Here is a 23,749-nt window from a genome sequence, read left to right as displayed (position 1 = left end):
GTAAAGAACCTCAGTCGAAAGACTGGGGTTTTTTGCTATGGGGAATCTGCTATTCAAAGTTTGTATGAAGACATTAAAAAAGCCATCCCAAAGGATGGCTTTTTGTGTTTCTAGGCTTAGAAACTAGTGTGAAGTTCCCTGTGAGATCCCAACTCCCGTTTGTGAGCGCACAAACTGTGAGTAGAAACGTCCACGTTCTTGCACTGCGGCTTCTGAATTATCCGTGATAGAAAATAGCCATGTGCCAATAAAAGCAGCGGCCATGGAGAAGAGCGCCGGATATTCATAGGGATAGATTGGCGCAGCATGGCCGAGGACTTTGACCCAAATCGTTGGGCCTAAAATCATCAGTATCACCGCGGTCAACAGACCTAACCAGCCACCGACCATCGCTCCTCTTGTTGTTAACTTTGACCAGTACATAGAGAGAATCAGTATTGGGAAGTTACAGCTGGCGGCAATAGAGAATGCTAAGCCGACCATGAAGGCGATGTTTTGATTCTCGAACAAAATACCTAAACCAATAGCGACAAGCCCAAGAACCAGTACGGTGATTTTCGATACCTTTAGCTCATCACGCTCTGTTGCTTTGCCTTGTTTAAATACGTTGGCATACAGATCGTGAGATACCGCAGATGCCCCAGCTAACGTTAGTCCTGCAACCACAGCAAGAATAGTGGCGAAGGCGACGGCAGAAATGAAGCCAAGGAAGAAACTTCCTCCTACTGCATCGGCTAAGTGAACCGCTGCCATGTTGGTGCCGCCGATCAGTGCGCCAGCGGCGTCTTTAAAGGCAGGGTTTGAACCAACGAGTACGATAGCGCCAAAACCGATGATGAAGGTTAGGAAATAGAAGTACCCCATAAAACCGGTGGCATAGAACACGCTCTTACGTGCTTCTTTTGCATCGCTAACGGTAAAGAAGCGCATCAGAATATGAGGCAAACCTGCGGTACCAAACATCAGGGCTAAGCCGAGAGATAATGCGCTGATAGGGTCTGAAACCAACCCACCAGGACGCATAATCGCAGGGCCTTTTGGATTAACTTCCATCGCTTGATTGAACAGGGTGTTGAAGCTGAAACCGACAGATTTCATCACCATGATAGCCATGAACGATGCGCCAGCCAGCAGCAGCACGGCTTTAATGATTTGCACCCATGTGGTTGCCAGCATGCCGCCAAAGAGGACATACATCACCATAAGTACACCGACTAAAACGACGGCAACATGATAGTTCAGGCCAAACAGCAGCTCGATAAGCTTTCCTGCGCCCACCATCTGGGCAATCAAATACAAGGCAACGACCACTAACGATCCGCAGGCTGAGAGCGTTCGAATTGGTTTTTGTTTAAGACGATACGAAGCCACATCGGCAAAGGTATAACGGCCTAAATTACGCAGGCGCTCTGCAACCAGAAACAGCATGATTGGCCAGCCAACCAAAAAGCCTAAAGAGTAAATCAGTCCGTCATAGCCAGAGGTATAAACCAGTGCAGAAATACCTAAGAACGATGCGGCTGACATGAAGTCTCCCGCCATGGCTAGACCATTTTGCAGACCAGTAATATTGCCACCTGCGGTGTAATAATCCTTACGCGAACGAGTACGTTTGGAGGCCCAATAGGTGATGTAGAGCGTCGCGCCAACGAATATCACAAACATGATGATGGCTTGAATGTTTAGCGGCTGTCTTTCCACGGCGCCTGTAATAGCATCAGCAGCATGACTGGAAAAAGGCAGTACAGCTAGGGATAACAGGGTTAAAAGGCGAGATTTCATTGCTCAATCTCCTGCAAGACTTGATGGTTGAGACGATCAAACTCGCCGTTTGCCCGAATAACATAGACACCGGTTAGTAGGAATGAAACCACAATCAAGCCTATGCCGATGGGGATCCCGCGCGTTACGCTAGAACCTTCGGATATCGGTGTCCCTAGCCAACCGGGCGCAAAAGCGATGAGGAGAATAAAGCCGAAATACAGGATCATCATTATCCATGAAAGCGTCCAAGCGAATCTTTCACGTTTTTGCACCAGTTCCTTGAAGCGCGGGTTATTTTCAATCCTTTGATAAATGGCATCATTCATCAGAGCGACTCCTAGTAAGGCATTGATTGAATAAAAGCTGCCCCGTGGGCATAACCTTTTGAGGGGGTATGCCCATGAAGTCAACTCATTGCCGCGCTCAGGCGGCGACAGGTCATATGACTAATTAAGATGAAACTTCCATTGATTGTTTTTCTTCTAACAACTTCTCGACAACGCCCGGATCGGCCAGCGTTGAGGTATCCCCCAAGTTGCTGGTATCACCGGCTGCAATCTTGCGTAGAATGCGGCGCATAATTTTCCCTGAACGGGTTTTAGGTAGTGCATCGGTCCAGTGCAAAATATCCGGTGTGGCTATCGGGCCAATCTCTTTACGCACCCAGTTGCGTACTTCGGTATAGAGCTCTGGCGTTGGCTCTTCCCCGTGATTGAGCGTGATGTAAGCGTAGATCGCCTGTCCTTTAATGTTATGCGGAACGCCGACCACCGCGGCTTCTGCGATCTTTGGATGCGAGACAAGCGCAGACTCAATTTCAGCCGTTCCCAAGCGGTGCCCTGAAACGTTAAGAACGTCATCGACACGTCCGGTGATCCAGTAATACCCGTCTTCATCTCGACGTGCGCCGTCACCGCTGAAATACATGCCTTTAAAGGTAGAGAAGTAGGTTTGCTCATAGCGGTCGTGATCGCCGAATAGTGTGCGAGCCTGACCCGGCCATGAGTCAACCATCACCAGATTGCCTTCGCAGGCACCCTCTTGCGGCACGCCGCTGTTATCCACCAACGCGGGTTGTACACCAAAGAAAGGCAGCGTTGCTGAGCCTGCTTTAAGCTCGGTAGCTCCCGGCAATGGTGTGATCATGAAACCACCGGTTTCGGTCTGCCACCAAGTGTCCATAATTGGGCACTTACCGTTACCGATTTTGTTGAAATACCATTCCCATGCTTCTGGATTGATAGGTTCGCCCACTGACCCCATGATGCGCAAAGAGGTGCGCTGCGTGCCTTCGGTCGCTTTGTCACCTTCTGCCATCAATGCACGAATGGCCGTCGGTGCGGTGTATAGAATGTTTACCTGATGCTTATCTACAACCTGCGATAAGCGGTTTACGCCAGGATAGTTAGGCACACCTTCAAACATCAGCGTAATTGCGCCGTTCGCCAGCGGACCGTACAGCAGATAGCTATGGCCTGTAACCCAACCCACGTCGGCGGTGCACCAATAGATATCGCCAGGATGATAGTCAAAGACATATTTGAACGTGGTTGCGGCATAAACCAAATAGCCACCGGTGGTATGCAGCACGCCCTTAGGCTTACCGGTTGAACCTGAGGTATATAGAATGAATAGCGGATCTTCGGCATTCATTTCTTCGGCTGGACAGTTAGCATCGACCTGCTCAATCAGATCATGCCACCAGAGATCGCGCTCTGGATTCCATTCGCCCTGTTTGCCAGTGCGTTTGAAGACCACTACGTGTTCAACGCTTTTAACATTTGGGTTTTTCAGTGCGTCGTCGACGTTTTTCTTGAGTGGAATCGGGCGCCCAGCGCGCAGTCCTTCATCAGCGGTAATCACCACTTTTGAGTTGGAATCGATAATGCGTCCTGCGACGGCTTCGGGAGAGAAACCACCAAAAATGACGGAATGAATGGCGCCGATACGTGCGCAGGCCAGCATCGCCACCGCCGCTTCAACCACCATTGGCATATAGATGGCGACCACATCGCCTTTTTTCACGCCGAGCTTTTTCAGCACGTTGCCGAAACGACAAACATCGTGATGCAGTTCGCGATAGGTAACGGTTTTGCTTTCCTGTGGGTTATCACCTTCCCAGATGATCGCCGTTTGGTTTCCACGTTCTTCTAGGTGGCGATCGAGGCAGTTCGCTGCCAAGTTCAAGGTGCCGTCTTCAAACCAGCGAATGCTGACATGACCAGGATCGAATGAAGTATTTTTTACTTTGCTATAGGGCTTCATCCAATCAACAATTTTTCCGTACTCGGCCCAAAAACCGTCGGGGTCGGTAACCGAGCGTTGATAGAGTTCACGGTACATCTGTGGGTTAATCAGGGTATGTTCTGCAATGTTTGCAGGAATCGAATGTTTATGGATCTGGCTCATCGTTATCCTCCTTGCGGATGTTAATATTATGTCAATATAAGGTTAAATCTGTTTTGCGCGCTCTATTTGTGTCTTTTTTGCGCGATTGATCACGCAATAAAAATATTGATATCTAGCAAGGCGATAACGAGAAGAGTGGGCTTAGTATTTGCTCATCTAAGATGAGTAAATTGAGTGGGGGTAAATTATAAGAAAATGAATGAAATTACGTGGAGTAACAATATATCGGCTAATAATCGATACAGAAGAAAATAAAGAGAAAAATCTATTATTAGAATAATCAGAGAATAGAAAATGGAGGGTAATGAGATTATTTTTTCTCCATCATAAAGATAATGAGGTAGGAATATATCTATACATGCACCATGATGGTGCATAATATCTCGCTATCTATCGACTAATTATTCGTTTCAGCTCAAAATTATACCAAAACGCATGCATAATTAATCGCACGGATATGCACGCGTGTTTTGTGTTTTATTAAGTAAATATTTTCTTTTATAACAAATGGTTATTTGTAATTCTATTTTGGCGTGAGCCACTCTCAGCGCGGTTTCAGCGTACATTCCGATCTAATATTGGCTTGCGGAAAGCCCGTGCAAAATGGTACAGAATATAGGTCACGGTTGGACAGGTCGTGATAGGAATGAGGTAAATCCTTTAGACTATAAAACTACATCTGCAGATAAATATAAGAAGCTGAGTAGGCTCTATTATAATTGAGGAACATTTTCGGGAATGAAAAAATTTAAGTTTACGCTCGCTTGGCAAATCGTCGCTGCATTAATTTTGGGTATTATTGTTGGCGCTGTTTTGCACAATCAGGAAGAATCTCGCGTTTGGCTAGTGAATAATATTCTGAGTCCTGCTGGTGATATCTTTATTCGTTTGATCAAGATGATTGTTATCCCGATAGTGATTTCGACACTTATCGTGGGTATCGCTGGCGTTGGTGACGCCAAAAAGCTGGGCCGTATCGGTCTTAAAACCATTATTTACTTTGAAGTGATCACCACGGTGGCGATTATCGTGGGGATTACGCTGGCAAACGTCTTCCAACCGGGGCACGGCATTGATATGTCAACGCTGGCCACCGTCGACATTTCGCAATACGAAAAGACCACTGAACAGGTGCAAAGCGGCTCACACAGTTTGGTGTCGACCATTCTGGCGCTGATCCCTTCTAACCTGTTTGCGTCGATGGCCAAAGGCGATATTTTGCCTATCATCTTCTTTTCCGTACTGTTTGGTCTGGGTTTGTCTTCATTGCCAAAAGAGACCAAAGAGCCACTGCTGAAGGTGTTTAAAGCCGTTTCGGAAAGCATGTTTAAAGTGACCCATATGATTATGCGCTACGCGCCTATCGGGGTATTTGGCCTGATTTCCGTAACCGTAGCGAACTTTGGCTTTGCGTCTTTAGTCCCGCTCGCCAAGCTGGTTGTGCTGGTTTACTTTGCGATTATCTTCTTCGCATTAGTCGTTTTGGGCTCGGTCGCCAAGCTGTGTAAGCTCAGCATCTGGACCTTAATTAAGATCCTCAAAGATGAGCTGATTTTGGCTTATTCCACCGCCAGTTCTGAAACGGTATTGCCGCGAATTATTGAGAAGATGGAAGCCTACGGCGCACCAAAATCTATTACTAGTTTTGTGGTACCGACCGGTTATTCATTTAATCTGGATGGCTCTACGCTTTATCAAAGTATTGCGGCTATTTTCATTGCTCAGCTATACGGCATTGATTTGTCTATCGGCCAAGAGATCGTATTAGTACTGACGCTGATGGTCACCTCTAAAGGTATTGCTGGTGTGCCTGGCGTGTCGTTCGTAGTGCTATTGGCTACGCTCGGCAGCGTGGGTATCCCGCTAGAAGGTTTGGCGTTCATTGCCGGTGTTGACCGTATTTTGGATATGGCCCGTACTGCGTTAAACGTGGTGGGTAATGCCTTAGCGGTTCTGGTCATTGCCAAATGGGAACATCAGTTCGATCGTAAGAAAGCCAAGGATTATGAAGCAAATATGCTGGTGAAAGCTGAACAAGCCTAAACACTATACTCGCTCTGCTTCTCTCCTTACCGAGTGCAGAGCAAACAGTTCACAGGTTTAAGAATGTGCTCGATCTGCCCCTCCCCCTGCAAAGGGGGAGGCTGGGTGGGGGTCTTAACCTGACCACATCACTCATTCTTAAACTGTTCCATCTCCAACTGATACTGTTTCAGTTTGCGCCATAACGTAGTGCGTCCAATCCCCAGCATTCTCGCCATATCATGTGGTTTACCCTGTGCGGCGTGCGCTGCTCGGATAATTGCCTGACGCTCGGCATCTTGCAGTGACATCACCGGCATCAGCAACTGACTTTCGGGTTCAACCGCTAACTTTTCCGTCATCAAATGCTCAGGTAAATCCGCCATGCGGATATGGTTGTGCTGACAAATCATCGCGGCGCGCTCAACCACACCCTTTAATTCCTGATCGTTCCCTGGCCAAGGGTAATCACGCAACTGTAAAAGAACGGCTTCATCAACGTGATAGCGACAATGAAAGTGCTGGCCTAACGTATTCAAATGGTGAGTCACCAGCAGAGGAATATCGGATTGTCGCTGGCGAAGCGGTGGGATCTGAAGTTCGAAAGATTGCAGCGTGTAAAACAGCTGACGACGAAAACGCCCCTGTTTTACCAACAGCGGTAAATTAGCACCGGTTGCAGCAATGATTCGAACGTCGACCGGAATCACGCGGCTGGAGTTCTGTCGCATGAGAACGCCGGTTTTGATGATTTGTAGCAGCGCTGACTGCATTTCGGGTGGCAAATATTCAATTTGCTCCAGATACAGTGTGCCGCCGTTTGCCAGCTCAAATTTGCTGGGTAAACCCGAATCGGTTTCGGTGGCATCGCTGCCGAGCAGTTCTTTGGCAAATTGGCCTTCAACCAGCGTTTGGCAGTTTATCGCGATGTATGAGCCGTTTGCCCGTTCGCTGGCATTATGAATCGCCTGCGCTAACAACTCTTTACCGACGCCTTCCTCACCCTGCAGCAAAATAGGGTGCTGGCCCCGTGCAGCTTGGCGTCCATATCGCAGTAACCGCCGCATATCTAGCGATGCCGCAGGCATTTGCTCAAAGGTTTGACTGACTTTGCCGAGCTGATGATTCACCAAGCGCCGTAGCTGATCCAGCGGATGCAGCAATGCAATGAATCCGCAGTGTTCGCCATCGGGTACGGGTTTCAAGGTTATCAGCGTTGCGATGAACTGTTTACGGCTTTCAAACGTCATCTCGACATGGTTGAGCGGTAGGCGTTGCTCAATGGCGTGTTGCAGCAGAGAAGGCAGCGTTATCAATGAAGGAAGTGGGCGGCCGAGGCTATTTTGCTCATCCAAGAGCAAGATGCCAGCGGCACGATGGTTAAGGTATTGCAGGCAGCCGTTGTGATCCCACGCTAAAACGCCGTCTTCCACGCCGTCGAGCAAAGCATACAATTCGTTAAGGTGGCGATTAGTTTCTGAGAGCAGTGCATCGGTGTGCAGTGAGTTGCCGATCTCGCGGGCAATCGCCAATGTTAAAGGCAAATCGCTGGCGGCATAGTCATGATTCAGGCATGCGATGACAATCACCGCTCTTTGCCGACCACTGTTGTCGTAGACCGGCGTTGCGCAGCAGTGCCAAGCACGTAAGGCTTGCTTAAAATGTTCGTCACCGTGAACCTGCACTGGGTTTCCGTCGCGCATTGCTAAGGCGGGGGCGTTGGTGCCGATGTGCCCTTCTGCCCAATAACTGCCGATATCAAACCCAAGCTCAGCGAGAGCCATGCGCGTTTTTATATGACCACATTGCCAAAGCAAACAGCTGCTTTCGTCTAGGATCTGCAAAACGCAGGGACGAGACTCCATATATTCGTAGGCGTCTTCTAGCGCAGCCTGTCCTAAAACCAGTAGGTCGTTTTTACGTTGGCAAATAGAGCGTAACGTTGCGCCTGCGGCACGATGTGGCATCTTCCACGGCATCGGCTGCATCAGTTTTTGGCAGCGGATCCATGATTGATAAATGGGCTGTGCAGGACGCATTGTCTCTGGCAGATTGCCGTGAGAGAAGAAATAGATCCAACGGTCGAGAGAAGTATCTAGCTGCACTAATAAAATCCATCAATTAAAGATATGCAGCTATTAAAGCGAGAAAGGGGAATTAATTCCGTGAGCTAGATGCTCGCAGGGGCTTATGGCACAAAAAAACAGAAGGGCGGAAATCCGCCCTTCTGATTAACAACATCAAACGTCTAACATTAGTTGCGGAAAGGGTTTTTGCCTTTGCTGCTGCTAGATGTTGTGGTTGATGCTGAAGCCGGTTGAGCCACTGGGGCTGAAGCGGTTGTGTTGTAATCGCTGTTAACCTGCGCTGCTTGAGTTTTACCCTGCGGAGCAATGATGTCCGGCGTGGTAGAGACAGGCTTGGTCAGACCGCCGTTTAAGGCCATCAGATCGTTCTGGTTCAGCGTACCCAATGCATATTTAATATTGAGCTGGCTGATCAGATAATCATAACGTGCGTTAGACAGGCTTTCTTTGGCGCTGTACAGCGTAGTGGTCGCGTTCAGCACGTCAACGATGGTACGAGTCCCCACCTGATAACCCGCCTCGGTTGCTTCCAAAGAGCTTTGCGCAGAAATCACAGCCTGACGATAAGCTTCAACACCGCTGATAGACGCAGAGATGTTGTTAAAGGAAGAACGAACGTTTTGAACTACGCTACGGTGTGCGCTTTCCAGAGATTCACTGGCGCCAACAAAGTTGTATTGCGCTTGTTGAACCTGAGAGTTAGTCGCTCCGCCAGAGTACAACGGCAGATTAAACTGCAAACCAATGGTGTTCTGGCCCTGATAGCTGCTAGCGCCGTTTGAGTTCTGGGCTTTTTGGCTATTGGACAAGCTGTTGTAATCTGTGTTGCTCACGCCAGAAGATGCGGTCAGATCCAGCGTTGGCATATAACCTGTCTGTGCGTATTTAATCTGTTCACGCGCCAAGTCTTGGCTCAAACGAGCACTCAATAATGACAGGTTACGTTTTTCAGCTTCTTGCAGCAGGCTGTTGACGTTATCTGGCTTGGTGGTGGTGAAGCGATCGACGTTCAGAGAATCCAACTGACCGTAGTACTGACCAGTAATCTGACGCAGTGCTTCCAGAGAGTTATCCAGATCGTTGCGCGCGGTGACTTCGTTAGCTAAAACGAGATCGTATTGAGCGCGGGCGTTCTGCACGTCGGTGATAGCAACCAGACCTACGTTAAAACGCTGGGTGGTTTGGTCTAACTGACGATAAATCGCTTCTTTGTTTGCTTCAATGTAAGACAGCGCGTCAATCGCACGCAATACGTTGAAGTAAGCAGTCGCAGAGTTCAGCATCAAAGTCTGTTCTGAAGACTGATAAGAGACGTCTTGAATACCCGCCTGTTTTTCAGTCAAAGAGAGCTGACGCCATTTAGACATATCAAAAATAGTTTGGGTCAGCTGTAGCGACGCGCCGTAATTATTGGAGTTCAAGCTGTCGTTATCACGCATCCCATTGGTATAGGTATAGTCTGCGCCCAAGCCGAGCTGAGGTAACAGCGGGCTGCGGGATTCATTAATCTTCTCAAAAGCCACATCACGATCTGCCGCAGCTTTACGCAGATCTGGGTTGCTTTCCTTGGCTTGCTGATATACCTGCAGCAGGTTTTCTGCATGGCTTAACGTGGTAAAGCCACCAAGGCTCAGGCCAATAAGAAGGGGGAGCAGTTTCTTCATTTGCATTCCTTGTTGTGCAGCAAAGTTGCTATTGTAACGCTGACTAAAGTCATATAGCCGCCGATTCTAACAGAGACCGTATCTTAAGGAGCGTGGCTTTACGTGCCATCCCCCTTAATTTACCTAAATAAAGGGTAAAGTGATTGAGTATTTTCAGTTTGACCTTAAATCAATAATATCCATGCTAATAATCACACTACATTTAGGAATTTAGCCGTATGAGCGAAAATAAATCATCACCCGTCACGTTTGGTCAAAATGATGTTGAAATTATTGCACGGGAATCACTCTACCGCGGCTTTTTTTCGCTAGAACGCTATCGTTTTCGGCATCGTCTGTTTGATGGCAGCATGAGCGGTGAGGTTGTGCGTGAAGTTTTTGAACGCGGCCATGCTGCGGTGCTGCTCCCTTACGATCCAAAACGCGATGAAGTGGTGCTGGTGGAGCAAATCCGTATTCCGGCATATGACTCCAGTGAAACGCCGTGGCTGCTTGAAATGGTGGCCGGAATGATTGAACCCGGTGAGTCGGTGGAAGATGTCGCACGCCGCGAGGCGCAGGAAGAAGCGGGGATCCACGTTCAACGCTGTAAGCCTGTGCTGAGCTATTTGGCGAGCCCAGGCGGTACCAGCGAGCGCTTGTCGATTATGGTCGGCGAGATTGATGCAGCAAAGGCATCGGGTATTCACGGTCTGCCTGAAGAGCATGAAGATATTCGCGTGCATGTGGTCAGCCGTGAGCAAGCGTATCGCTGGGTAGAAGAGGGCGTGATCGACAATGCCGCATCGGTTATTGCATTACAGTGGCTGGCGTTGCACCATGAGTCGCTTCGCCGCGAGTGGAATTCTTAAATATGATGAAGCGTTATTCCCCAGACTTTCCTCTAATGATGAGACTGTGCGAGACTAATTATGCGCAATTGCGTCGTTTACTGCCGCGCAAGGATGAAGTGGGTGAATCGCAGGGATATCAGGTCAACGGCGCGTGTTACCTGATAAAAATTATCGAATCGACGCGCTATACATCAATGGCGGAAATTACCCAGACGGAGCCAGCACCGGGCCCTTGGGGCTTACCTTCGATGAGTGTGCGTCTGTATCATGACGCCATGGTTGCGGAAGTGTGTGCAAGCCAACAGATCTCTCGGTTCAAAGCACGCTATGATTATCCGAATAAAAAGTTGCATCAGCGCGACGAAAAGCATCAAATTAACCAGTTTCTTGCGGATTGGTTGCACCATTGTTTGACGCACGGTGTTATGGCAATTCCCGTATATTAGAGCCTGTTTTACTGCACTGAGCCCTAACAACCAGCGCAATGATTATTTTTTACAGATTCTTGGCAGACTAAAGTCACAAAGGACACCATTTGGAAAGCCTGTTTCAACTAACCGTAGCACGTGGGGCTCCGGTTAGGATTTTACAAATCACAGACACGCATTTGTTTGCGGGTGAGCATGAGACGTTATTGGGCGTCAATACTTACCGCAGCTACCACGCAGTGCTAGAGGCGATCCATGCCCAATCCCGTCCGTATGACATCGTTGTCGCAACGGGAGATTTGGCGCAGGATCACTCTGTGGCGGCATACCAGCATTTTGCAAAAGGTATCGCAACGCTGAATAAAACCTGTCTGTGGCTGCCGGGCAATCATGATTTCCAGCCGGCGATGGTCGATACGTTAGCGAATGCGGGCGTGAATCCGGCCAAGCATATGCTGTTAGGCGATCACTGGCAGATTATCCTGCTGGATAGCCAAGTTTTTGGTGTTCCCCACGGTGAACTTAGCGAGTATCAACTCGAATGGTTGGATCGCACTTTGTCGTTGTATCCGGCGCGTCATTCGTTGATTTTACTCCACCACCATCCGCTGCCTTCGGGCTGCACCTGGCTCGATCAGCACAGTTTGCGTAATGCGCATATGCTGGGGGAAATTCTGCAACATCACCCTCTGGCGAAAACCTTGCTGTGTGGACATATTCATCAGGATTTGGATCTTGAATGGCAGGGGCGTCGTTTGTTAGCTACGCCGTCGACCTGTATTCAGTTCAAACCTCTATGTACCAACTTCACGATTGATACTCTATCGCCCGGCTGGCGTTATCTGGATTTGCATCCAGATGGGACGCTCACGACTGAACTGCACCGCTTAGAAGGTACAGAATTCAGACCGGATCTCGACTCTGACGGCTATTAATGATGCCCACGCTTTTATATCTCCACGGTTTTAACAGTTCTCCTCGCTCCGCCAAGGCCACCGCATTTAAGCAGTGGCTTGCCGTCCACCACCCTGAAATCACCATGTTAATCCCTCAACTTCCACCTTATCCTTCCGATGCGGCAGAGATGTTGGAGGAGATTGTGATGTCGCGTGCAGGGCGTCCGCTGGGCGTAGTGGGCTCTTCTTTAGGGGGCTATTACGCGACGTGGCTTTCACAATGCTTTACCTTACCGGCGGTCGTTGTGAACCCTGCGGTGAAGCCGTATGAACTGCTCATCGACTTTTTAGGGCAAAACGAGAATCCCTACACCGGCCAACAATATGTGTTAGAGTCTCGCCACGTTTACGATCTGAAAGTCATGCAGGTTGACCCATTGGAATCGCCTGATCTCCTCTGGTTATTACAGCAAACCGGTGACGAAGTTCTGGACTATCGACAAGCTGTGGCTTACTACGCGTTATGCCGTCAGACCATTGAGCCTGAAGGTTCACACAGCTTCGTTGGTTTCGAGCGATTCTTCCCACAGATCGTCGATTTTTTAGGGCTTACCACCGAGTAACTCTGCGTGGTACGTCTATCACCACTGAACGACACACCAACGTGTGCCGTTTGGTCGACCCTAACTAACGACTTATACGATTCATACCATGACTCAATCCAGCTATAACGCTGACTCTATTGAAGTTCTCAGCGGCCTAGAACCCGTGCGCCGTCGTCCGGGTATGTACACCGATACCACGCGCCCAAACCATTTGGGTCAGGAAGTCATAGATAACAGTGTCGATGAGGCGCTGGCTGGCCACGCATCTCGCGTTGAGGTCATTTTATATCCCGATCAATCACTTGAAGTGATTGACGATGGGCGCGGTATGCCGGTGGATATTCACCCAGAAGAGGGTGTTCCCGCCATTGAACTGATCCTGTGTCGTTTGCATGCAGGCGGTAAATTCTCGAATAAAAACTATCAGTTCTCCGGCGGCCTGCACGGCGTAGGTATCTCGGTAGTTAACGCCCTTTCTAAGCGCGTTGAGGTCACCGTTCGTCGCGATGGACAGGTGTACCAGATGGCGTTCGAGAACGGCGACAAAGTTGAAGACCTGCACGTTACCGGCACCTGCGGTAAACGCAACACAGGCACCAGTGTACATTTCTGGCCTGATGAAAAGTTCTTCGACAGCCCAAGATTCTCTGTTTCTCGCCTTAACCATCTGCTGAAAGCGAAAGCGGTATTGTGCCCAGGCGTAGAAATCGTCTTTAAAGACAAACTGAATAACACCGAGCAGCGCTGGTGCTATCAGGACGGTCTGACGGACTACCTGATGGAAGCCGTTAACGGTTTGATTACGCTGCCAGAACAGGCATTCACCGGTTCTTTTTCCGGTGATACCGAAGCCGTTGACTGGGCGCTGTTATGGCTGCCTGAAGGCGGCGAGCTGTTAACCGAAAGCTACGTTAACCTGATCCCAACCATGCAAGGCGGTACGCATGTGAACGGGCTGCGTCAGGGGTTGCTGGATGCGATGCGTGAATTCTGCGAATTCCGCAATCTGCTGCCACGCGGCGTGAAGCTGTCGGCCGATGACATCTGGGAGCGCTGTGCGTATGTGCTCTCGGTGAAAATGCAGGATCCGCAGTTTGCAGGGCAAACCAAAGAACGTCTGTCTTCGCGTCAGTGCGCGGCTTTTGTTTCTGCCATTGTTAAAGATGCTTTCAGCGTATGGCTTAACCAAAACGTACAGGTGGCGGAACAGCTGGCTGAGCTGGCAATTTCTAGCGCTCAACGCCGTATGCGTGCCGCGAAGAAGGTTGTGCGTAAAAAGCTGACCAGCGGACCTGCGCTGCCGGGTAAATTAGCTGATTGTACTGCACAGGATCTTTCCCGCACCGAGCTCTTCTTGGTGGAAGGGGATTCCGCAGGCGGTTCTGCCAAGCAGGCGCGTGACCGTGAATATCAGGCAATCATGCCGCTGAAAGGTAAAATCCTGAATACGTGGGAAGTCTCTTCTGACGAAGTGCTGGCCTCTCAGGAAGTGCATGATATTTCCGTTGCCATTGGTATCGATCCTGATAGTGACGATCTTAGCCAACTACGCTACGGCAAAATCTGTATTTTAGCGGATGCTGACTCCGACGGCTTACACATCGCTACGCTGCTGTGTGCGCTGTTTGTTCGCCACTTCCAAGCCTTGGTGCGCGGCGGGCACGTGTATGTTGCGATGCCACCGTTGTTCCGTATCGATTTGGGCAAAGAAGTTTACTACGCGCTGGACGAAGAAGAGAAAGCGGGCGTACTGGAACAGCTTAAGCGCAAGAAAGGTAAGCCGAACGTACAGCGATTCAAAGGACTGGGTGAAATGAACCCGCTCCAACTGCGTGAGACTACGCTGGATCCGAATACGCGCCGTTTGGTGCAGCTCACCATCGATGATACCGACATTGCGCAGACGATGGCGGTGATGGATATGTTGCTGGCGAAAAAACGTTCCGAAGACCGTCGTAACTGGTTGCAGGAAAAAGGTGATATGGCCGATCTGGACGTTTAGTCCTGACGTCTATCATCCTGATAACGGGTCGCCTTGGCGGCCCGTTTTTTTATGCTTTGCGAATGTGATAGCCATCCCATTTATTTGTGGATTGGATAAGATGTATTCGGTCTACGCGTATTATGAGTGAGTGCAACCCGAGTGTTTACTCAATACCCGCCTATCGGTATAGCCATTCAATCTTTTTCATTGTGATTACCCACACTTTAAAACACTGCTATCGGTGATGAAGATCGGTTTTGTGAGGTATCGCATTGCATGGTGGATAGCGGGGCGATCCTATATCCCTGTGACAGCCCTATAAAAGATGAGTTACTATCGCGGGCAATTATGCCCGTCATACTTCAAGTTGCATGTGCGTTGGCTACGTGAATTATTTAGAGTATGTACAGACCAAGACAGTCGTGAAGTCCCGCTGCGGACTGTTTTATATATTCAGTTAGGGCGGCGGCCAGAGGATTATTAATGAGCGATCTGATCCATGACGGCAGCGAGCGCCAAGCGCTGCACACATTTACAGAGAACGCCTATCTCAACTACTCCATGTACGTCATCATGGACAGGGCGTTACCTTTTATCGGTGATGGATTAAAACCGGTACAGCGTCGTATCGTGTATGCGATGTCAGAGCTGGGCTTAAGCAACAGCGCCAAATTTAAAAAATCAGCGCGTACCGTCGGTGACGTGCTGGGTAAATACCATCCGCACGGCGATAGCGCCTGTTATGAAGCCATGGTTTTGATGGCTCAGCCGTTCTCCTATCGTTATCCGCTGGTTGACGGTCAGGGAAACTGGGGGGCACCGGACGATCCGAAGTCGTTTGCCGCCATGCGTTACACCGAATCTCGCCTGTCTAAATACGCCGAAGTGCTGCTGGGTGAGCTGGGGCAGGGAACGGTTGATTACACGCCAAACTTTGATGGCACGCTCCAAGAGCCTAAAACACTGCCTGCGCGTCTGCCAAACATTCTGCTGAATGGCACCACGGGTATTGCCGTGGGTATGGCAACGGATATTCCTCCGCATAACGTGCGTGAGCTAGCCGCTGCGCTGGTCGATTTGATCGAAAAACCAAATCTGACGTTGGACGATATCCTTGAGCATGTTCAAGGCCCAGACTATCCAACGGAAGCTGAAATTATTACGCCACGCGAGGAGATCCGTAAGATCTACCGCACCGGCCGTGGTTCAGTACGCATGCGTGCGATTTGGAAAAAAGAAGACGGCGAAGTGGTGATCAGTGCACTGCCGCACCAGACTTCGGGCGCTAAGGTGCTGGAGCAAATCGCCAGCCAGATGCGTGCGAAGAAATTACCGATGGTTGAGGACTTACGTGACGAATCCGATCACGAAAACCCAACTCGCTTGGTGATTGTGCCGCGTTCCAACCGTGTGGATATGGATCAGGTGATGACACATCTGTTCGCCACCACCGATCTGGAAAAAAGCTACCGTATCAACATGAACATGATCGGCTTGGACAATCGTCCAGCGGTCAAAAACCTGCTTGAAATTCTGACCGAATGGTTAGCGTATCGCCGTGATACCGTGCGTCGTCGCTTGAACTATCGTTTGGAAAAAGTGCTGAAACGCCTGCACATTCTGGAAGGTTTGCTGGTGGCATTCCTCAATATCGATGAAGTGATCCACATCATTCGTACTGAGGATGAACCTAAGCCGAAGCTGATTGAACGCTTCGCGATTTCAGAAACGCAGGCCGAAGCGATTCTGGAATTAAAACTGCGCCACCTTGCCAAATTGGAAGAGGTGAAAATTCGCGGTGAGCAGGATGAATTAGCCAAAGAGCGCGATCATCTACAGGCGCTGCTGGCTTCTGAACGTAAGCTGAATACGCTGATTAAGAAAGAAATTCAGGCCGATGCACAGGCGTATGGCGACGATCGCCGTTCTCCGCTGCAAGAGCGTGAAGAAGCGAAAGCCATGAGCGAGCACGACTTTATTCCATCTGAGCCGGTGACGATTGTTCTGTCGGAAGGCGGTTGGGTGCGTAGTGCCAAAGGCCATGATATCGATCCTACTGGATTAAGCTACAAAGCGGGTGATAGCTTCCGCGCCGCCGCGCGCGGCAAGAGCAATCAGCCGGTGGTGTTTATTGACTCCACGGGGCGCAGCTATGCGCTTGATCCAACCACGTTGCCATCTGCACGCGGACAGGGTGAACCGTTAACCGGTAAATTAACGCCGCCGCCGGGCGCCACCATTGAGCAAGTGTTGATGGCTGCTGATGACCAAAAACTGTTGATGGCGTCGGATGCTGGTTACGGCTTCGTATGTACCTTCAATGATTTGGTTGCGCGTAATCGAGCAGGTAAGGCTATGATTACGTTGCCTGAAAATGCTAAAGCGCTGCCTCCGTTGGAAATCAACGGGCCAGATGACATGCTGCTGGCGATCACTCAGGCCGGTCGTATGTTGATGTTCCCTGTCAACGATCTGCCGCAGCTATCGAAAGGTAAGGGTAACAAGATTGTGTCCATTCCTTCCGCGCAGGCCGCATCGGGTGAAGATAAACTGGCATGGCTATTTGTATTGCCACCACAAACGTCAATCACCGTGCATGTTGGCAAGCGTAAACTGGTGATGAAACCACAGGAATTGCAGAAATTCCGCGCTGAACGTGGACGTAAAGGCACGCTGTTACCACGCGGCTTACAACGTATCGAACGCGTTGATGTGGAAATGCCAGAGCAGCTCAAAGTGGGACCCGGCGATAGCGAAGAGTAAAGGGTTGTAAGACCCCCTCCCAGCCTCCCCCTTCACTGGGGGAGGAGAAAACGGGCGCACAATGTTTTATTTCCTCTTTAACAAGAGGGCGCTGATGGGGGAAAATTATCATTGAAAATAATGGTTTTGACGCTGCCGCCCAGTAATCTCCGGTGTGTTTTGCAGCTAAGTCGGTATACTAACCCCGGCTAAATGTTTACGAGGTTGTTATGTTATCCATCATTCGCATTGTGCTGGTCACGCTGTACTGTATTTTGGCCTGCATCTTTGGTTGTATTTATTGCTTATTTAGCCCGCGGAATCCACGCCACGTGGCGACGTTTGGCCACATGTTTGGCCGTTTGTCACCGCTGTTTGGTTTGAAAGTGGAAACGCGTATTCCTGCAGAAGCAAAGAACTACGGCAATTCCATTTATATTGCTAACCATCAAAATAACTACGATATGGTCACCATATCGAATGCCGTGCAGACCAACACGGTTACCGTTGGCAAGAAAAGCCTGATTTGGGTTCCGTTCTTTGGACTACTCTATTGGTTGACGGGCAATTTGCTGATTGACCGTGCGAACCGTGCCAAAGCGCATAATACGATTGCACAGGTGGTGAATCAGTTCCGCACTAAAACCATCTCTTTCTGGATGTTCCCAGAAGGTACTCGTAGCCGTGGCCGTGGTTTGATGCCGTTCAAAACCGGCGCGTTCCACGCCGCTATTGCCGCTGGCGTGCCGATTATTCCGGTCTGTGCGTCGAATACCCACGATAAAGTTAAACTTAACCGTTGGAATAACGGTTTGGTGATTGTTGAAATGTTGCCGCCAATCGACGTGACTCAATACGGCAAAGATCAGGTGCGCGAACTTTCGGCTCACTGCCACGCATTGATGGAAGCTAAAATCAATGAGCTAAACGCTGAAGTTGCTGCGCGTGAAGCTCAAATGCGTGAAGCGAAGTCCTGATCCTAAAATACGATGATTAGACCTGCCAGCGTTTGGCAGGTTTCTTATTTAAACGGTTGAATTCAATCGTTGATGCTGAATTCCCCCTTTGGAATTTCAGTTTGCATAGCAAATTCATGGAGAAGTTATGTCACTCAGTCGACGTCGGTTTATTCAGACTTCGGGTCTGGCACTGTGTGCAGGTGCATTGCCTCTGAGGGCGCATGCGAGTGGATCGCAAGTTTCGCTGCCCATTCCTCCTCTACTGGAATCCAAACGCGGTCAGCCGCTCTTCCTGACGCTACAGCGCTCACATTGGGCCTTTATGAGCGGCCGTAAGGCTAGCGCATGGGGCATTAATGGGCTCTATCTTGGTCCAACCGTGCGTGTTTATAGCGGTGATGACGTTAAGCTGATCTACAGCAACCGCCTACCCGATCCTGTTTCGATGGAAATCAGCGGATTACAGGTTCCGGGCGCGTTAAGCGGTGGCGCGGCGCGTTTAATGTCACCTAACGTCGATTGGTCGCCGGTGCTGCCTATTCGCCAGTCTGCCGCGACGCTGTGGTATCACGCCAATACGCCAGAGCACATGGCTGAGCATGTTTATAACGGCTTAGCTGGGATGTGGCTGGTTGAAGATGAAAACAGCAAAAATCTTCCGCTGCCGAATCATTATGGCGTCGATGATTTCCCCGTCATTATCCAAGACAAACGCTTAGATAATTTTGGTACGCCAGAGTATGAAGCGCCTTCATCGGGTGGTTTCTATGGCGACACGCTGTTGGTTAACGGTGTGCAAGAGCCGTTTGTTGAAGTTTCTCGTGGTTGGGTACGCCTGCGTTTGCTGAACGCGTCAAATGCGCGTCGTTATACGTTAACGATGAGCGATAACCGTCCGTTCAGCGTGATTGCCAGCGATCAGGGCTATATGCCTGCGCCGGTTATTGCCAGCAGTCTGACGCTTGCTCCGGGTGAACGCCGAGAAGTGCTGGTGGACATGTCGAAAGGCGAAGAGGTTTCCATCACCGCAGGCGTTGCCGCAGGGATAATGGATCGTCTGCGCGGTTTGTTCGAACCTTCGTCTATCTTAGTGTCGACGACGGTACTGACGCTGCGCCCTACAGGCCTGTTGCCGTTGGTCACTGACAATTTACCAACGCGCTTGTTGGCCGATGACATGATGGAAGGCAGCGTCGTTAATACACGCAGCATTAGCCTAGGTAGCGCCTCGCAGCCTGGCATCAACGGCGCTACGTGGGATCTGCATCGCACCGATATTCAGGCGCAGCAGGGAACGTGGGAACGCTGGACGGTTCGCGCCGATACGCCACAGGCCTTCTATATCCAAGGTGCCAAATTCTTGGTGAAAAGCGTCAATAATGCACCGCCGATGGTCGAAGATCGCGGCTGGAAAGATACCGTTTGGGTTGATGGCGAAGTCTCTCTGATGGTCTATTTCCCTCAGGCTTCATCGGAGCATTTCCCGTTCATCTACTACAGCCAAACGCTAGAGCTTGCGACCCGCGGCAGCGTTGGACAATTGGTGGTTAACGCCGCTCAGTAATGCAATGCCTCTCTCTTGCGAGAGAGGGGCAAATTTTTGCAAATCAATCTCGCCTCACACTTCTGCTTTTCTTGCTGCAAAAAACATCTACTCTTTGATAAATCCCAATCCGCCTGTGCATTTTATTTGATAGCTATAACCGATTGAGCAATCGAACGGACAAGGATTATCAAAATGAATAATAAAGAAAAACCGCATCACGAAGGGATATCAATTACGCGCCGAACCTTGGTTAAAGGGAGTGCCTTAGGCGGATTTGCACTGGCAACGGGGGCATTAAATTTGCCGTTTAGCCGAGCGGTTCATGCCGAAGCAGTGCAGAACACTGCCGCTGATAAAGTAACGTGGGGAATGTGCTCGGTAAACTGCGGTAGCCGCTGTGCGCTGCGCTTACATACGCGTGATGATGAAGTCTATTGGGTTGAAACAGATAATACCGGCTTAGATAAATATGGCGATCATCAGGTTCGCGCCTGTCTGCGTGGGCGTTCTATTCGTCGCCGTATGAACCATCCTGAGCGTTTGAAATATCCGATGAAACGCGTTGGTAAACGTGGCGAAGGGAAATTCAAGCGTATCACTTGGGATGAGGCCTATGATGAAATCGCCCAAAGCCTGAAATACACCGTTGAAAAATATGGCAATGAGGCGGTTTACCAGAACTACGCCACCGGCGTTATCGGCGGTAACGTGACGCGCTCGTCGCCCTATGCCTCTATCATCGGACGTTTGATGAACTGCTACGGCGGATATCTCAGCCACTATGGCAGCTACAGCACCGCACAAATTTCAGCTGCAATGCCATACACCTACGGCAGCAACGACGGCAACAGCACCTCGGATATCGTGAACTCCAAATTGGTAGTGATGTTTGGCAATAATCCGGCAGAGACGCGGATGAGCGGAGGTGGGATCACCTATCATCTCGAACAGGCACGAGAAATATCTAATGCCAAAATGATCGTTATCGATCCGCGCTATACCGATACCGCCGCAGGTCGCGAAGATCAGTGGATCCCGATCCGTCCGGGCACCGACGCCGCGTTGGTAGGCGGCATTGCGCATGTCTTGATCAGCGAAAACCTAATCGATCAGCCTTTTTTAGATCGCTACTGCGTCGGCTATGACGAGCATACCCTGCCCGCGAGCGCTCCGAAAAACGGGCACTACAAGGCCTATATTCTTGGTCAAGGGCCTGATGGTGTAGAGAAAACGCCTGAATGGGCATCGCGTATTACCGGTATTCCGGCCGATCGCATCATCAAGCTGGCGCGTGAGATTGGTACTGCTAAGCCTGCTTATATCTGTCAGGGGTGGGGGCCACAGCGTCAGGCCAACGGCGAAGAAACTGCGCGAGCCATCGCGATGTTGCCGATCTTAACCGGTAACGTGGGAATTAACGGCGGCAACAGTGGGGCGCGCGAATCGACCTATCTCATCACCATTGAGCTGATGCCGGTGCTGACAAATCCGGTGAAAACCTCGATCTCCGTATTTACGTGGACTGATGCTATTCGCCGTGGGCCTGAGATGACGGCGCTGCGCGACGGCGTGCGGGGGAAAGATAAGCTGGATGTTCCGATCAAGTTCATCTGGAACTATGCCGGTAATACGCTCGTTAATCAGCATTCTGATATCAATCAAACCCATGAGATCTTGCAGGACGATTCGCTGTGCGAAAAGATCGTGGTGATTGAAAACTTCATGACCTCCTCGGCTAAGTATGCCGATATTTTATTGCCTGATCTTATGACCACCGAGCAAGAAGATATTGTGCCAAACGATTATGCGGGCAACATGGGGTATCTGATTTTTAGCCAGCCAGCAACTCGCGCTAAATTCGAGCGCAAAGGCATTTATGAAATGATGTCAGAGATTGCCAAACGGCTTGGGCCAGACGTTGAACAGGCGTTTACCGAAGGGCGTACACAGTCTGATTGGCTACACTATCTGTATGCCAAAATGCAGGCACGCGATCCGCTATTACCTGATTATGAAACGCTGCGCCAGCAGGGGATCTATAAACGAAAAGATCCTAATGGTCATTTCGTGGCGTATAAAAAATTCCGTGAAGATCCCGCTGCCAACCCGCTAAAAACGCCGTCGGGAAAAATTGAAATCTATTCCGAACGATTAGCTGAGATCGCCGCCACATGGCATTTGGATAAAGACGAAACCATCAGCGCCTTACCCGTTTATGCCTCAACCTTTGAAGGCTGGGACGATGCTTTGCGCCAAACCTATCCGCTGCAAATGTTTGGTTTCCATTACAAGGCTCGTACTCACTCAACTTACGGCAACATTGACGTTTTGCAGGCCGCATGCAGACAAGAAGTGTGGATTAACCCGATTGACGCCCAGAAAAGGGGTATTCAAAACGGCGATAAAGTTCGCGTGTTTAACAAGCGTGGCACGGTGGTGATTAATGCGAAAGTGACGCCACGAATTATGCCGGGCGTTAGCGCCATGGGACAGGGAGCTTGGCATCAGGCGGATATGGCGGGTGATAAAGTCGATCACGGCGGCTGTATCAATACTCTCACCACGATGCGCCCGTCGCCGTTGGCGAAAGGGAATCCTCAGCACACCAATTTAGTGGAAATTGAAAAGGTATAATCTGTCGATTGGGCTCCCAAAAGGGAGCCCATAGGGATTACGAATGCCTGCCGCCGTAAGCCAGCGTGACTTCTTTTGCTGCTTTGATCACTAAGGCACCAATTTCGATCACTCGATCGTCGGTGATACGAGAAGCGGGGCCGGAAATAGAAATGGCAGCGAAGGCTTCCTGATGTTCATCATAGATGCAGGCGGCAATACAGCGCAGGCCGAGAGCATGTTCCTCATCATCAAAAGAAAATCCCTGCTTACGAATATGGGCCAGCTCTTCTTTCAGACTATTTGGGTTGCTGCGGGTGTGTGGTGTGTAGCTGTGTAAACCCTTTTTATGTAGAAGCTCAACCAGATGGGCATCACTGACCGTTGACAAAAACGCCTTCCCTGCGCCAGAAGCATGCATCGGCAGTTTGCCGCCAATCGGCGCAGACATGCGCATCAACTGGGTGCACTGTACCTGATCGATAATCACCGCCTGAAAATCGCTTACATCGAGCACGGCCAGATTCACGGTTTCGCCAGAGTCTTCCATTAAGCGGCGCAGAATCGGATGGACAATGGCCAGCAAGTTGCGGCTCTGCAAAAAACTACTTCCCACGAAGAAAGCATGTGAGGCAATGGTCCACAGGCCAAGATCGCCGACTTGCTGGACGAAACCTTGCTGCTGCATGGTGCTCAAAAGGCGGTGTGTCGTTGAGTTAGGTAAACCTGCCTGCTGGGCTAAATCGGTAAGCGCCACGCTGCCGTGTGCTTCGGCAATTAATTCCAACAATCTCAATCCTCGCTGTAAGGATTGAACCTGTCCGGTGGCTGCGGGAGTAGTGGCTGGCGTTGCGGTACGTGGTTTCTTGCCACGTTTTACGGGCACGGTAGTCGCCATTGTAGTGCTCTCCTGAGACAGTCATAAATAATTATTTTTATTGAACAAATTCGTATTAAAAAAATGTTATAAAAATGGAATCTATTTTCGTTTTCGACATTATGGATGCGATCGTGGTTTTTAACTGCTCCGACGTGTTCAAAGTCAGAGGCCGCACGCAAAAGTCACCTGAAAAAGTCTCAAGATCGCCTCCGCCAACAGAACTGAAACCTATGTTAGGATGAGGAAACGTCACTTTTTTGAATAAAAAACCTGCACGAAAAGACGGGTGATATCAGGGTAAATGAAAGACTAGGAGC

At 49.9% G+C, this 23,749-nt stretch carries 16 protein-coding genes; 10 read left to right on the top strand and 6 right to left on the bottom strand.

The window, feature by feature from the left end; genetic code table 11:
- Positions 1 to 123: 123 nt before the first annotated feature.
- From actP to acs, 3 genes are all read right to left on the bottom strand, one after another.
- Complete coding sequence (gene actP, locus DSM2777_RS01630; protein WP_061553013.1) at positions 124 to 1,782, bottom strand: cation/acetate symporter ActP; 1,659 nt, start codon at positions 1,780 to 1,782, stop codon at positions 124 to 126.
- Positions 1,779 to 2,090, bottom strand: a complete 312-nt coding sequence (locus tag DSM2777_RS01625) for a DUF485 domain-containing protein (protein ID WP_061553012.1) — start codon at positions 2,088 to 2,090, stop codon at positions 1,779 to 1,781. Before DSM2777_RS01625 ends, actP begins: the two co-directional genes overlap by 4 nt.
- Before the next feature lie 124 nt (positions 2,091 to 2,214).
- Complete coding sequence (gene acs / locus DSM2777_RS01620; RefSeq protein WP_046457532.1) at positions 2,215 to 4,173, bottom strand: acetate--CoA ligase; 1,959 nt, start codon at positions 4,171 to 4,173, stop codon at positions 2,215 to 2,217.
- Positions 4,174 to 4,911: 738 nt separating this feature from the next.
- On the opposite strand from acs, the gene gltP reads away from it, so the two are divergent.
- The gene (gene gltP / locus DSM2777_RS01615; protein ID WP_061553011.1) at positions 4,912 to 6,216 is read left to right on the top strand and encodes a glutamate/aspartate:proton symporter GltP; all 1,305 of its coding nucleotides are present in this window, start codon (positions 4,912 to 4,914) and stop codon (positions 6,214 to 6,216) included.
- A gap of 128 nt (positions 6,217 to 6,344) precedes the next feature.
- Here the strand turns inward: gltP and dhaR are convergent, their stop codons facing one another.
- Positions 6,345 to 8,234: a dihydroxyacetone kinase operon transcriptional regulator DhaR gene (gene dhaR / locus DSM2777_RS01610; protein ID WP_061555303.1), complete on the bottom strand. Its 1,890-nt coding sequence runs from the start codon at positions 8,232 to 8,234 to the stop codon at positions 6,345 to 6,347.
- 215 nt (positions 8,235 to 8,449) lie between these two features.
- Positions 8,450 to 9,946, bottom strand: a complete 1,497-nt coding sequence (tolC, locus tag DSM2777_RS01605; protein ID WP_061553010.1) for an outer membrane channel protein TolC — start codon at positions 9,944 to 9,946, stop codon at positions 8,450 to 8,452.
- A 218-nt stretch (positions 9,947 to 10,164) separates the two neighbouring features.
- Here tolC and nudF point away from each other — a divergent pair, with 218 nt between their 5' ends.
- From nudF to ynfE, 9 genes are all read left to right on the top strand, one after another.
- Complete coding sequence (gene nudF, locus DSM2777_RS01600) at positions 10,165 to 10,797, top strand: ADP-ribose diphosphatase (RefSeq protein WP_025802509.1); 633 nt, start codon at positions 10,165 to 10,167, stop codon at positions 10,795 to 10,797.
- Between the two features lie 2 nt (positions 10,798 to 10,799).
- On the top strand, positions 10,800 to 11,225 hold the full coding sequence (locus DSM2777_RS01595) for a DUF1249 family protein (protein WP_046457534.1): 426 nt from the start codon (positions 10,800 to 10,802) through the stop codon (positions 11,223 to 11,225).
- A gap of 89 nt (positions 11,226 to 11,314) precedes the next feature.
- Positions 11,315 to 12,142: a 3',5'-cyclic-AMP phosphodiesterase gene (cpdA, locus tag DSM2777_RS01590; RefSeq protein WP_046457535.1), complete on the top strand. Its 828-nt coding sequence runs from the start codon at positions 11,315 to 11,317 to the stop codon at positions 12,140 to 12,142.
- Positions 12,143 to 12,144: 2 nt separating this feature from the next.
- Entirely contained in the window at positions 12,145 to 12,726 is a 582-nt protein-coding gene (gene yqiA, locus DSM2777_RS01585) for an esterase YqiA (protein WP_040044744.1), read from the top strand.
- An 88-nt stretch (positions 12,727 to 12,814) separates the two neighbouring features.
- Positions 12,815 to 14,710 (top strand): DNA topoisomerase IV subunit B, encoded by a 1,896-nt coding sequence (gene parE, locus DSM2777_RS01580; RefSeq protein ID WP_025802501.1) that lies wholly within the window; start codon positions 12,815 to 12,817, stop codon positions 14,708 to 14,710.
- A gap of 465 nt (positions 14,711 to 15,175) precedes the next feature.
- Complete coding sequence (gene parC, locus DSM2777_RS01575; RefSeq protein WP_040044746.1) at positions 15,176 to 17,455, top strand: DNA topoisomerase IV subunit A; 2,280 nt, start codon at positions 15,176 to 15,178, stop codon at positions 17,453 to 17,455.
- 209 nt (positions 17,456 to 17,664) lie between these two features.
- Positions 17,665 to 18,411 (top strand): 1-acylglycerol-3-phosphate O-acyltransferase, encoded by a 747-nt coding sequence (locus DSM2777_RS01570; RefSeq protein WP_046457543.1) that lies wholly within the window; start codon positions 17,665 to 17,667, stop codon positions 18,409 to 18,411.
- 127 nt (positions 18,412 to 18,538) lie between these two features.
- On the top strand, positions 18,539 to 19,957 hold the full coding sequence (gene ftsP, locus DSM2777_RS01565) for a cell division protein FtsP (RefSeq protein ID WP_046457544.1): 1,419 nt from the start codon (positions 18,539 to 18,541) through the stop codon (positions 19,955 to 19,957).
- 174 nt (positions 19,958 to 20,131) lie between these two features.
- Complete coding sequence (gene ynfE / locus DSM2777_RS01560; RefSeq protein WP_061553009.1) at positions 20,132 to 22,573, top strand: selenate/tellurate reductase subunit YnfE; 2,442 nt, start codon at positions 20,132 to 20,134, stop codon at positions 22,571 to 22,573.
- A gap of 37 nt (positions 22,574 to 22,610) precedes the next feature.
- Here the strand turns inward: ynfE and iclR are convergent, their stop codons facing one another.
- A complete protein-coding gene (iclR, locus tag DSM2777_RS01555) occupies positions 22,611 to 23,450 on the bottom strand; it encodes a glyoxylate bypass operon transcriptional repressor IclR (RefSeq protein ID WP_061553008.1) in 840 nt (279 codons plus the stop codon).
- Between the last annotated feature and the right edge of the window lie 299 nt (positions 23,451 to 23,749).

Origin of the sequence: Obesumbacterium proteus, assembly GCF_001586165.1 — a bacterium.
Classification (GTDB): Bacteria; Pseudomonadota; Gammaproteobacteria; order Enterobacterales; family Enterobacteriaceae; genus Hafnia; species Hafnia protea.
Note: the sequence above shows the minus strand (reverse complement) of the source record. Positions and strands in the feature narration are given on the sequence as shown.